This window comes from Streptomyces sp. NPDC127084, assembly GCF_042724175.1.
In the GTDB taxonomy this organism is placed as follows: domain Bacteria; phylum Actinomycetota; class Actinomycetes; order Streptomycetales; family Streptomycetaceae; genus Streptomyces.
Genome location: NZ_JBHXFA010000189.1, coordinates 1 through 11,599, shown reverse-complemented (window position 1 = coordinate 11,599; position 11,599 = coordinate 1). Strand labels below are relative to the sequence as shown.

The window sequence follows — 11,599 nt, the reverse complement described above, 5'->3', positions numbered from 1 at the left end:
CCCTCCAAGAGGGGTGCCGGGGCCCAGTGCTATCCGTTGAGTCGCCAGGACGTACCGGAAGGCGTCAGCGCAGCTCCTCGGGCCGTGTACGGGCGCTGTCGACCTTCTCCGTACGCACCAGCTCGCCCCAGACCACATACCGGTACTCGGAGGTGTACAGAGGCGTGCAGGTCGTCAGGGTGATGTAGCGGCCGGGGGCCGTCTTGCCCGACTCCTTCGGTACCGGCTGGAGCACGTCGACATTGAACTTCGAGGTCTGCTTCAGGTCCTTGAAGACCTTGTAGACGTACCAGGTGTCCCTGGTCTCGAAGACGATCGGATCGCCGGTCCTGATCTTGTGGATGTTGTGGAACTTGGCACCATGGCCGTCGCGGTGTGCGGCCAGGGTGAAGTTGCCCTGCCTGTCGCCGGGTAGCGCCGACTTGATCGGATCGGTGTAGTAGCCCGCGACACCGTCGTTGAGGGTCTCGGGGTCGGTCCCCTTCTTCACCAGTACATCGCCCTCGTCCATGGCGGGGACGTGGAGGAAGCCGATGCCGTCCTTGGTGTCCAGCGCGCCCGGCCCCTGCCCCTGGGGGGCGGCGGCCCAGTTGTGGCGCACCCGGTCGCTCTCCTCGGTGGCCGCGCGGTCGGCGAGGACATTGGTCCACCACAGCGAGTAGACGACGAAGAGCGCGAGCAGCACTCCTGTGGTGATCAGCAGTTCGCCGAAGACACTGATGACGCCGGCGATCCGGCTGCGCGCACGTGCCACTGCACCTGCCCCTGTTTCCTGTCGTCCTGAGAATCCGTTGCGTCACGCCTCAGCTCAGCCGACGAGCGCATCAGGCTTGCCCTTGCTCCGCGGACGTTCCTCGACCATCTTGCCCCACACGATCATTCGGTACGTACTCGTGAATTCGGGCGTGCATGTCGTGAGGGTGATGTACCGGCCGGGACCGGTGAATCCGGAGCCTGCCGGGACCGGAGCGATCACGCTGGTGTTCGAAGGGGAGGTCTGGGGGAGAATGCTCGCCATCTTGTAGGTGTAGTACGTGTCCTGGGTCTCGATGACGATCGGGTCTCCCGGCGCCAGCGTGTTGATGTAGCGGAACGGCTCACCATGCGTGTTGCGGTGGCCGGCGACCGCGAAATTGCCCTGTCTGTCGGACGGCATGGCGGTCTTGAGGGCGCCCTCCGCGTAGTGGCCGACCATGCCCCGGTCCAGCACGGAGAGCTTGTCGATGCCCTCGGCGACCGGGACGACGACATCGAGCTTCGGAATGTGCATGATCGCGAAGCCCTGTCCCGGCTCGAACGCACCTGGCGCACGGCCCTTGGCCCAGTCCTCCTGGATCCTGTCGGCAGCGGCGTTGGCCTGCTGACCGGCGAGGATGTTCGTCCACCACAGCTGATAGGTGACGAACAGCAGCATCAACACACCTACGGTGATGAAGAGTTCACCGAAAGCCCGGCTGGCGATGACCGCGGGGCTGTCCTTCAGGGCGCGGGCTCGCCGACGCGCCTCGACCCTGGTGAGCGGGGCGCCCTCCACGCTCGGTACCGGACGTGAAGGAGGTGACGCCGCGGCGCCGGCCGCCGCCCTGCGCCGCCCTCGCCCCCGCCCCTTCGCCGCACGCCTGCGCTCGGCCCGCCCGCCCGGAACCCGCTGGGGCGTCTCCGGGTCAGGCGCGGTCACCGGCACGCGCTCGGGCACAGGTACCGGTACGGGCTCGGGCGTGTACGGCCGCCGCCCGTACCAGTCCTGCTCGTAGCCCTGGGGGGCCTCCGCGGCCTGCCGACCGTACGCGGTCCAGTCCCACTGCTCCGGAGCCGGGGACTGCCCCGGAATACTCCCGTCCCGAAGCCACGGCGCACCCCCCTCGCCGTTCATGCCAGGGCCTTGCCGCCCACCACCGGCGCGAGCCCTGCCGAGCGGCCGACCGCGCCCGTGTCGCCGCACTGCTCAAGCCAGTTGGCGAGCATCAGGTGCCCGTGTTCCGTGAGAACGGACTCGGGATGGAACTGCACGCCCTCCACCGCCAGTTCACGATGGCGCAGCCCCATGATGATGCCGTCCTCGGTACGTGCTGTGACCTCCAGCTCATCGGGCACCGTCGTGGGTTCGGCCGCGAGCGAGTGGTAGCGCGTCGCCGTGAACGGCGAGGGCAGACCCGCGAACACGCCCTTGCCCTGGTGCAGTACGAGCGAGGTCTTGCCGTGCAGCAGCTCCGGCGCCCGGTCCACGACACCGCCGTAGGCCACCGCCATCGACTGCATCCCGAGGCAGACACCGAAGACCGGCACAGCGGTCGCCGCGCAGTGGCGGACCATGTCGATACAGACACCAGCCTGCTCCGGCGCGCCGGGCCCGGGGGACAGCAGCACCCCGTCGAAACCGTCCTGCGCGTGCGCGGTCGACACCTCGTCGTTGCGTACGACCTCGCACTCGGCGCCCAGCTGGTACAGGTACTGGACGAGGTTGAAGACAAAGCTGTCGTAGTTGTCGACGACGAGAATGCGCGCGCTCACTGGCCGTCCACCGTCACATCGTTGAACGGAAGCAGCGGCTCCGCCCACGGGAACACGTACTGGAACAGCACATAGACGACCGTGAGGACCAGCACGAGCGAGATGAACGCCCGCAACAACGCGTTGCCCGGCAGATGCCGCCAGATCCAGCCGTACATGCTGTGCCCTACCTTTCCTCGTACGGGACCAGACTAAAGGGCGCAAGGGGCCCGTGGGTCAGCTGTGGAAAGCTTCCGGCTTGCCGTCCGTCACAGGCCGGGTGGCGTCGAGGTGCGCCCAGACGACCAGCCGGTGGCTGCTGCCCCACTCGGGCTCGCAGGTGGTCAGGGTCAGATAGCGGCCGGGACCGTCGAAGCCGGACCGCCTCGGGACCGGGTCGATGACCGCGACATCGCTGGGTACGGTGCGATACGGCGCCCGCTTGACGCGATAGGTGAACCAGGTCGTCCCGTCCGTGAGGATCACCGCGTCCCCCGGCTTCAGCCGGGGGACGTCCTTGAACGGGTCCCCGTAGGTGCGGCGGTGGCCGGCCACCGCGAAGTTCCCGGTCTCACCCGGACGTGCGGTCCCCTGATAGTGACCCAGTCCCTTCTTGAGGGTGCCTGCGGAGGTGCCCTCCAGCACCGGCCAGTCCCAGTCCGCCCCGAACCGGGGGATGTACATCACAGCGAAGGGCTTGCCCGATGTGTACGCGCGAACCGGCTCCGGCGGTGCTCCGGAAGGAGCCTGTTCGAGCGGAAGCCGGGTCCATTCCTCCTGGAGCCGGACGATCTCACCGTCCGTGGCGCCGGCCGCCTTCACCCCGGTCCAGAACAGCACATACGCCACGAAGAGCACGATCACCGCGCCGACCGTCAGGCATATCTCGCTGAGGGTCCTGACGATCAGTCGCAGCGGTCGTACCGCTCGCATCGACTGCGCCCCCTCCCCGAGAGCTAGCTCACAGGCTTCGCGTAATGCAGATCCACTGTGCCCGAATAGCCGGGCAGAGTCACCGCGTCGCGCTCGTCCACTTTCCAGCCGAGGCCGTACGCCTGCACATACAGCTGGTAGTTCTGGATCGCGGGCGACGCTGTCAGCGCTCGCTTGAGCCGATCGGGGTCGCCTACAGCGGTGATCTTGTACGGAGGTGAGTAGACGCGGCCCTGGAGGATCAGGGTGTTGCCGACACACCGCACGGCGCTGGTGGAGATCAGCCGCTGGTCCATGACCTGGATGCCCTCGGCCCCGCCCTGCCACAGCGCGTTCACCACGGCCTGGAGGTCCTGTTGGTGGATGACCAGGTCGTTGGCCTGGGGTTCCGGGTAACCGGGGGCTGCGTGGGCGTTCGGAGGAGCATCATTGAGGGTGACGGTGAGGGCCTGTCCGCGGAGCTTCTCGGTCCCGGCGTCCTTCTCCAGGCCCTGGAGCCGCTCGTCCTCGGCCTTGGTGGAGCCGTCGTCGCGGCGGGCCAGCGCGTCCACGTCACCGCGGACGGCGGCGGTGGACCGGTCCAGCTCGGCGTTCTGCTCGCTGCGCCGCTGGATCAGGTCCGAGAGCTTCAGCAGCGAGGCGTCGGTGCGGAGGTTGGTGCCCTTGGCGGTGTTGAAGCTGGTGACGAAGATCAGACCGGCCAGCGCGAAAACGGCAGCCGTCAGCAACCGGACCGGTCGCGGCACGAAACGGCGGACCGGCCCTCGGGGAGTGTCGGCGGAATTGCTCAACGTACCCTTACTCCTACGGTGACCGCGGAAGCACTACGCTAACGGACGCCCGGGGGAGCCTGTGATACCCCTCGCTCCCGCCCCGGCGCCAGCCACATTTCCCCTGCGCGGTCACGCAGCGCATCGACAGGAGAGTCCCTCGTGCCGAAGTCACGTATCCGCAAGAAGGCCGACTTCACGCCGCCGCCGGCGGCGAGGCAGGCAACGACCATCAAGCTGACGAACCGCAGCTGGGTGGCGCCGGTGATGCTGGCGCTGTTCCTGATCGGGCTCGCCTGGATCGTTGTCTTCTACGTCACCGACGGCCGGCTCCCCCTCGACTCCTTCGGAAACTGGAACATCGTGGTCGGCTTCGGCTTCATCGCCGGTGGCTTCGCGGTCTCGACGCAGTGGAAGTAGCGGCGTAACCGAACGCGGGCGTCGCAGGCAGTCGCGGACGGATACAGCGGCATCGGGTCGGAGCCATCCGGGCGATGTCAAGCTCTGGCCCACACTTATCCACAGCGTTGTCCACAGCAGTGGGAAAGGTCAGACGATCTGTGGATAACTCTCATCCACGGTGACACCGGTTGACGCCGATGTGACTGCGGCGACCGCGCCGACGATCTTCCCTCTCGAGCGCGTGCCCCTTGGCCCTCCTGGGAAAAACCAGATCAGGGACAAGGGGCACAGCTGTTCCCGACGAGATGCACAAGATCTGCCACTCGCTGTGGACAACCATGTGGGAAACACTCGTTCAGGTGAGCGACAGAGTCCTCAGGACCACGGTGAAGGCAATCGCCAGCAGCACCAGCGCACAGGTCCCGAACTGCACCAGGGACCTGTGCCGGGGCGGGGCGTGCACCAGGCCGAAGGCGATCACCGCACCCGCGACCAGACCACCGATATGAGCCTGCCAGGAGATACCGCCCCAGGTGAAGGTGAACAGCAGGTTCAGCGCCAGCAGCGCGAGCACCGGACGCAGGTCGTAGTTCATCCGGCGCATCAGCACGATGGTGGCGCCGAGCAGACCGAAGATGGCACCGGACGCGCCGAGCGCGCCCTCGTTCGGCGGTGCCAGCAGATAGGCGAGTGCGCTGCCGGCAAGCCCTGAGAGCATGTACAGCGCGAGATAGCGCACCCTGCCGAGTGCCGCCTCCAGGGGCCCGCCGAGCCACCACAGGCCCAGCATGTTGAAGGCGATATGCCAGATCTGCTGGTGCAGGAACATCGAGGTCACCAGGCGGTACCACTCGCCGTCGGCGACACCGACCACCTGCCCGAGCTGCCGGCTGCGGGCCAGGCCGACGAGATCGAGCCGGTCGACCAGGACCGGGTCGGCCAGTACGGCGATGAAGACCGCGACGTTGATACCCAGCAGGATCTTGGTGACAAGGCGGGGATCGCCCGCGGCGATGGGACTGCCCGCGATCGTCCGCGGCCGGCCGGCGGTCGCCGAGTGCCCCGTACCGGACCCACCGCGCACACACTGGGGGCACTGGAAGCCGACCGAGGCGCTGACCATGCACTCCGGGCAGATCGGCCGCTCACAGCGCGTACAGGTGATGCCCGTCTCCCGGCCCGGGTGGCGGTAGCAGTTCGGCAGCCCCTGAGCCGCCTGGTGCTGGTCCGGGCTTCCTGGCGCCTGGTCCATGAGGAGGTCCCCTCTTCCGGCCCTCGGTCCTCCGGGGCCTGCGTAACGCGTCGCGCCCCGCTCGTCCTACGACGAGCGGGGCGGAAAGGTTCCCGTACGGGATCCCGCGGCCGGGTTCAGCCCTCGCGGGTCTCGACCACGACGGACTCGATCACGACGTCGTTGACCGGGCGGTCGGTGCGCGGGTTGGTCTGGGCGGTGGCGATGGCGTCCACGACCTTCTTGCTCGCGTCGTCGGCGACCTCACCGAAGATGGTGTGCTTGCGGGTCAGCCAGGCGGTGGGCGCCACGGTGATGAAGAACTGGGAGCCGTTGGTGCCCGGGCCCGCGTTGGCCATGGCCAGCAGGTACGGCTTGTCGAACGCCAGGTCGGGGTGGAACTCGTCGGCGAACTCGTAGCCGGGGCCGCCCGTGCCGTTGCCCAGCGGGTCACCGCCCTGGATCATGAAGCCACTGATCACCCGGTGGAACACCGTGCCGTCGTACAGCCGGTCCGTGGACTTCTTGCCGGTCGCCGGGTTCGTCCACTCGCGCTGGCCGGTGGCGAGTTCGGTGAAGTTCTTGACCGTCTTCGGCGCGTGGTTCGGCAGGAGCCGCACGTTGATGTCGCCGTGGTTGGTCTTCAGGGTGGCGTAAAGCTGCTCGGCCACGATGTGCCTTCCTTGAGTCTTCTCTGACGTCAACCGATCCTCGCACGGAAGTGCCGTCGGTATGGAAACAGTGACCCGGATGCCTGTCCCGCATGCCGAGCGGGCGCCTGGCGGGCATGATTTCGAAAAGGGTGGAAAGGCGAACTGTGCCCCGCCAGGGGCGACAGACCTCTCAAACGCCTTCGACCCGCCGCGACCGCCACCGAGGAGGAGGATCCCGTGACCCGCATGGACAGCGTGCGTGCCGCGACCGATACGGCCAAGGAGAGCGTGCTGCACGCCGCGGAAGTGGTGGCGCCCTACGCCGAAACCGCGAAGGACCAGGCCGCGCAGTACGCGCACGAGGCTCGCGTCTATCTCGCGCCCAGGGTCTCCCGTGCCGCCCACCAGGCCGGTAAGCAGTGCCGTACCCAGTACAGGGCGCATGTGGCCCCGCATGTGCCGCCGAAGGTCGACATCGCCGCTCACCGGGCCGCCGTCATGACCCGGAGTGCCGCGCGTCAGACGGCGGACTACACGAAGCCGCGCCTTGAACACGCCATCGCGGTGGCCCAGCCCGTGGGGCAGGAGGCCGCCGCCCGATCCACAGCCGCCCTGGCCGCGCTGCGCGGTCAGGTCTCGGCGAAGGAAGTCCGGAAGCTGGTGCGGAAGCACGAGCGGCGGGCGAAGACGGGCCGTGCGGCCAAGGGCGCCGCTCTGCTCACCGTCGTAGCCCTGGGGCTCTTCGCCGCCTGGCGGTGGTGGGACAAGCAAGCCAACCCCGACTGGCTGGTCGAGCCGCCGGCTCCCACCGAGGTCTCGGCGGACTCCGGAGCATCCTTCACCGCTCGGACGGTGCTGGATCCGGAAGTCGAGGCCAAGCAGGCCGACGAAGCCGGAGAGGCGGGGCCCGGCACAGACGGTGAGGACCGTCGCTGAGGCTTGACCCATGGGGCGCCGGGGACGCGGAGTGCTTCCCGGCGCCTCACCTCATGCCGGCGCGTTGGTGAGCGCGGCACCGGTGAGCGGCGAGTACCCCTGAAGCAGGAGGGACAGCCCGGACAACCCGTACGGCTCCGGGGCCAGATGACGTACCGACGGCGTGGTCCCGTGGGCCTCTGCCCCGATCCGCTGCTTGATCGTCGGCGGCAGCGACCGGTTCCACGACCCGCTGTGCCCGGCGGTTCGCTGCCTCGGCACGCGCCCCGCGTCAGCGGCGGTCTGCGCCGGTGACGCTGTCTGTCTCCCCGTATGCGACTGCGGGCAGGGTGCGGCCGGGCGCCCTTCCGTCTCGGTCGGCTCCATGGGCAACGGCGACGCCGGACGCTTACGGGCGGCGGATGCGGTGCCGCCCAGTCCGAGGGAGGCGAACAGCGCGGCGAACAGGCAGATGAGGGCGGTCCACAGAGGTGCGACCTTGACGGCGGCGGCCATGACCCCTCGCTTTCGAGGTAGGGCGTTTTACATACCTTCCTCATGATGTGTACGCATCTCGAAAAGTCGGGGACCTACGCCACGAGTCGAGCGATCTTCAGATGAACACCACTCGTATGGTCTACACCGCCCCACAACCGCCCCCGCCCACGGCCACGTCCGGCCGCCCTTCGCAGGCCCGGGATCCCTTGCCCCCGTTGGCGAGTACGCCCCTACCGCCGAGGTACGGAGCACGCAACCCGGGACGACGGAGGGGCGCTGGTCCGAACGTGGCGGCACCCGGTTCGCGCCTCATACAGCCACGTGGCCGGCGCACCGGCCGAGCCTTGTTCGTGTGGGCGCGCGGGCGGGCTGACGCGTCAGTACAGAAGATCGAGACAAAGAGACCCCTCCGACCTGCTTTTCGCAGGGCAGAGGGGTCTCGTCGCGTGGAGCCTAGGGGAGTCGAACCCCTGACATCTGCCATGCAAAGACAGCGCTCTACCAACTGAGCTAAGGCCCCGGAACAGGGAACAGAGTACCGGGTCACCCCCCTGATCCTGCAAAAGGATTGGGACTCCCGGTATCCGACCACTCTCCGTAGGATGCTCGTCAGGTTCGCGGCAGCGAAGCCGACGCATGGGGAAGCGATGGGGAGACGCATATGGACGCAGCACAGCAGGACACGACCGCGAGAGCGAGAGAGCTCCAGCGCAGCTGGTACGGAGAGCCTCTGGGGGCGCTCTTCCGGCGGCTGATCGACGATCTGGGGCTGAACCAGGCGCGTCTCGCGGCGGTGCTCGGGCTGTCGGCTCCGATGCTCTCCCAGCTGATGAGCGGGCAGCGGGCCAAGATCGGCAATCCCGCGGTGGTCCAGCGCGTCCAGGCACTCCAGGAGCTGGCCGGACAGGTGGCCGACGGCAGTATCAGCGCCGCCGAGGCCACGGCCCGGATGGACGAGATCAAGAAGTCGCAGGGCGGGTCCGTCCTCACCGGCACCGGGCAGACCACCAACAGCTCCGGCGCGCCCACCGTACGCCGGGTGGTCCGCGAGATCCAGTCGCTGCTGCGGTCGGTGGCGGCGGCCGGCGACATCATCGACGCGGCGGACACACTCGCGACGACGCACCCGGAACTGGCAGAGTTCCTCAAGGTGTACGGCGCGGGGCGCACCGCCGACGCGGTCGCACACTACGAGTCGCACCAGAGCTGAGTACGAGGGTCCGGGGGCGCCGAAGCCCCTGGGCTGAACACAGCACACCCAGAACAGGGAACCGGGGGCAGGCGCAGCGCGATGGGTGAGGTCTTCGCTGGTCGGTACGAGCTGATCGACCCGATCGGCCGGGGTGGGGTCGGCGCGGTCTGGCGCGCCTGGGACCAGCGGCGGCGGCGCTATGTGGCCGCCAAGGTCCTCCAGCAGAGCGACGCTCACACACTGCTGCGCTTCGTCCGCGAGCAGGCGCTGCGCATCGACCACCCCCACGTCCTCGCCCCGGCAAGCTGGGCCGCGGACGACGACAAGGTGCTGTTCACCATGGACCTGGTGAGCGGCGGTTCGCTGGCACATCTGATCGGCGACTACGGCCCGCTGCCGCCGCGCTTCGTATGCACCCTGCTCGACCAGCTGCTGTCCGGGCTCGCGGCGGTACACGCCGAGGGCGTCGTACATCGTGACATCAAGCCGGCCAACATCATTCTGGAGGCCACCGGCACCGGACGCCCGCACCTGCGGCTCTCCGACTTCGGTATCGCCATGCGCAAGGGCGAGCCACGGCTGACCGAGACGAGCTATTTCGTGGGGACGCCCGGCTACCTCGCACCCGAGCAGATGCTCGGCGCCGAACCCGACTTCCCCGCCGACCTGTTCGCGGTCGGCCTTGTCGCCCTCTACCTCCTCCACGGGCAGAAGCCCGACTCCCGCGCCCTGGTCGAACACTTCGCCGCCCACGGCACTCCGGGCGCGCCCCAGGGAATTCCCGAGCCGCTGTGGCAGGTGCTCGCCGGTCTGATCCAGCCTGATCCGCAGGCGCGGTTCCGTACGGCCACGGGTGCGCGCAAGGCACTGGCCTCCGCTGTGGAGCTGCTTCCCGAGCCGGGCGCCGACGAGGAGCCGGTGGAGGTCTTCGACCAGATAGGGCCGCTGCCACCGGGGTTCGGCCCCGGTGGTCCCGGGCAGCCCGAAGCACCCGCGGCGGCACCGGCGGGACACGAAGCACAGCGAGCACACGAAGGGCACGGCGGCTCAGGGCGGCCCCCGGCCGCGACTCCGACCGTCCCTCCGGTTCCCTCCGAGGCCCCGACCCCGACTCCGGCCCCGGCGCCGACCCCGGCAGTCGACCCGTCGTACACCGGATACCCGGCCGCCCCTGCCGCGTGGCAGCCGAACGGGCACGGCCCGCATACACCGCCGCCCATGCCCTCGCCCTCCGAGACGGGCTCCTTCCACCTCGCGCCGCCGTCCCAGCCGCCGACGCCACCGACGGCACAGCACGCGTCGGCGGCCTACGGGCAGGCCCCCACCCGCCCCTACACCGCCGAATCGCCGCGGCCGCCCCAGCCGCCCGCCCCGCACAAGCGTCCGGGACCGCCCTCGAAGGTGGCGGTCCCGGTGCTGCTGGTGGCGCTGGCCTGCTTCGCGGTGGGCATCTGGGCGCTCACCCAGATGTGACAGCCCTCGCTGTCGTGCCGCTGTCCACCCCTCAGTACGCCCTGTCCGGACGGCTCCTGCGCGCCAGGACCATCCAGCCGCCGAGGCCGAGCAGCAGCACGGTCCCGGTGCCGAGCCCGGCCGCCGCGACCAGCTTCATCACGTCGCTCTTCGCGGCCCCGGGCCCGCTGAGCCCGTCGGCCACCGCGTCCCGGTCGTCGTCCGTGACGGCGAAGATCCCGGGCTGCCCCTCGTAGCCCGGGCCCTGCTTCGCCTTGCCGGTCACGTTCACCCGCAGCGTCAGCGGCAGGGCCTGGTCGCCGTACTCCTCCACGAGTTCCGGGCTGAGGGTGGCTGATATGTAGTACCAGCCGGCGAAGCGCATGCCGCTGGTGGCGTCGGCGCTCTCGAAGCGGTTCTCGTAGGCGACCGGGGGCAGTGGTTCAAGAACCATCGACGCGGGCCCGCCGCTGTACTCGCCCGACTTCTGGAGGACGAGCCCGCGGGCGGGGTTGTGCAGTGCGACCACCAGGGCGTGGCCGACGTACTCGGTGCTCGCCGTGCTGGAACCCAGGTCGGCGTCGACGAAGAGCTGCTGGCCCCAGTCCACCGGCACCCGGAACACCCGGGTCTGACCGGGCTTGATGTCGTCACGCCACTCGCCCTGGCCGATGCTCATGGCGTCGTTGAAGCCGGTGCCACCCGCCCGCCGCTGCGGACCGCCCGCGGGCGGCATGGGGGATGCGGACGGCCAGTCCTCGGGAGCCTCGGTGGGACCGGCGGCCTTGAGTGAGGGCTCGGCGTCGTAGCGGAGTTCCAGCTCCCAGTCGTCCGGTGTGGACGTCACCTTCGTGACCCGTTCGACAAGCACGTAGTAGACGCCGCGCTCCTGACAGGTGGAGCTGTCAGGCCGAATCGTCCGGCTGGCGTACGCGGCGACCGGGCGGGTGAAGGCGGCGGACTCGAAGTACGCGTTCTGCCAACTGCACCGGGAGTCCGAACCGCTCCGGAGGGTCACCGTGATGCCGTCGCCGTACTCGACCTTGCCGCCCGCCTTGGGTAC

Annotated in this window: 14 protein-coding genes and 1 tRNA gene; 4 read left to right on the top strand and 11 right to left on the bottom strand. The window is 69.1% G+C overall.

What is annotated here, in order from left to right:
- Positions 1-64 precede the first annotated feature (64 nt).
- Genes ACFWI9_RS29865 through ACFWI9_RS29840 form a run of 6 tightly spaced genes read right to left on the bottom strand, consistent with a single transcriptional unit; the run spans position 65 to position 4,214 of the window.
- Complete coding sequence (locus tag ACFWI9_RS29865; protein ID WP_387167038.1) at positions 65-754, bottom strand: class E sortase; 690 nt, start codon at positions 752-754, stop codon at positions 65-67.
- Positions 755-808: 54 nt separating this feature from the next.
- Entirely contained in the window at positions 809-1,873 is a 1,065-nt protein-coding gene (locus ACFWI9_RS29860) for a class E sortase (protein WP_387167035.1), read from the bottom strand.
- Positions 1,870-2,511 (bottom strand): aminodeoxychorismate/anthranilate synthase component II, encoded by a 642-nt coding sequence (locus ACFWI9_RS29855; protein ID WP_387167032.1) that lies wholly within the window; start codon positions 2,509-2,511, stop codon positions 1,870-1,872. The genes ACFWI9_RS29860 and ACFWI9_RS29855 overlap by 4 nt, the downstream gene beginning before the upstream one ends.
- A complete protein-coding gene (locus ACFWI9_RS29850; protein WP_387167029.1) occupies positions 2,508-2,669 on the bottom strand; it encodes a hypothetical protein in 162 nt (53 codons plus the stop codon). The genes ACFWI9_RS29855 and ACFWI9_RS29850 overlap by 4 nt, the downstream gene beginning before the upstream one ends.
- 58 nt (positions 2,670-2,727) lie before the next feature.
- Positions 2,728-3,423, bottom strand: coding sequence for a class E sortase (locus ACFWI9_RS29845; protein ID WP_387167026.1), 696 nt, complete (start codon positions 3,421-3,423; stop codon positions 2,728-2,730).
- Positions 3,424-3,446: 23 nt separating this feature from the next.
- On the bottom strand, positions 3,447-4,214 hold the full coding sequence (locus tag ACFWI9_RS29840) for a DUF881 domain-containing protein (RefSeq protein WP_387167024.1): 768 nt from the start codon (positions 4,212-4,214) through the stop codon (positions 3,447-3,449).
- A 141-nt stretch (positions 4,215-4,355) separates the two neighbouring features.
- Here ACFWI9_RS29840 and crgA point away from each other — a divergent pair, with 141 nt between their 5' ends.
- Positions 4,356-4,613, top strand: coding sequence for a cell division protein CrgA (gene crgA, locus ACFWI9_RS29835; RefSeq protein ID WP_387167021.1), 258 nt, complete (start codon positions 4,356-4,358; stop codon positions 4,611-4,613).
- A 337-nt stretch (positions 4,614-4,950) separates the two neighbouring features.
- Here the strand turns inward: crgA and ACFWI9_RS29830 are convergent, their stop codons facing one another.
- On the bottom strand, positions 4,951-5,847 hold the full coding sequence (locus tag ACFWI9_RS29830) for a rhomboid family intramembrane serine protease (protein ID WP_387167018.1): 897 nt from the start codon (positions 5,845-5,847) through the stop codon (positions 4,951-4,953).
- Between the two features lie 116 nt (positions 5,848-5,963).
- Positions 5,964-6,497: a peptidylprolyl isomerase gene (locus ACFWI9_RS29825; protein ID WP_387167015.1), complete on the bottom strand. Its 534-nt coding sequence runs from the start codon at positions 6,495-6,497 to the stop codon at positions 5,964-5,966.
- Positions 6,498-6,716: 219 nt separating this feature from the next.
- On the opposite strand from ACFWI9_RS29825, the gene ACFWI9_RS29820 reads away from it, so the two are divergent.
- Positions 6,717-7,415 carry a DUF5324 family protein gene (locus ACFWI9_RS29820; RefSeq protein WP_387167012.1) on the top strand — a complete coding sequence of 233 codons (699 nt, stop codon included), beginning with the start codon at positions 6,717-6,719 and terminating at the stop codon, positions 7,413-7,415.
- Between the two features lie 51 nt (positions 7,416-7,466).
- Here ACFWI9_RS29820 and ACFWI9_RS29815 read toward each other — a convergent pair whose 3' ends face one another.
- Complete coding sequence (locus ACFWI9_RS29815; protein WP_387167009.1) at positions 7,467-7,910, bottom strand: DUF6344 domain-containing protein; 444 nt, start codon at positions 7,908-7,910, stop codon at positions 7,467-7,469.
- 429 nt (positions 7,911-8,339) lie between these two features.
- Positions 8,340-8,412 (bottom strand) — tRNA-Ala (locus ACFWI9_RS29810).
- 141 nt (positions 8,413-8,553) lie between these two features.
- Between ACFWI9_RS29810 and ACFWI9_RS29805 the strand changes: the two genes are divergently transcribed.
- Positions 8,554-9,102 carry a helix-turn-helix domain-containing protein gene (locus ACFWI9_RS29805; protein ID WP_387167006.1) on the top strand — a complete coding sequence of 183 codons (549 nt, stop codon included), beginning with the start codon at positions 8,554-8,556 and terminating at the stop codon, positions 9,100-9,102.
- A gap of 81 nt (positions 9,103-9,183) precedes the next feature.
- Positions 9,184-10,557, top strand: a complete 1,374-nt coding sequence (locus ACFWI9_RS29800) for a serine/threonine-protein kinase (protein WP_387167003.1) — start codon at positions 9,184-9,186, stop codon at positions 10,555-10,557.
- A 31-nt stretch (positions 10,558-10,588) separates the two neighbouring features.
- Here ACFWI9_RS29800 and ACFWI9_RS29795 read toward each other — a convergent pair.
- The coding region (locus tag ACFWI9_RS29795) for a hypothetical protein (protein WP_387167000.1) at positions 10,589-11,599 on the bottom strand (1,011 nt) is incomplete at its 5' end.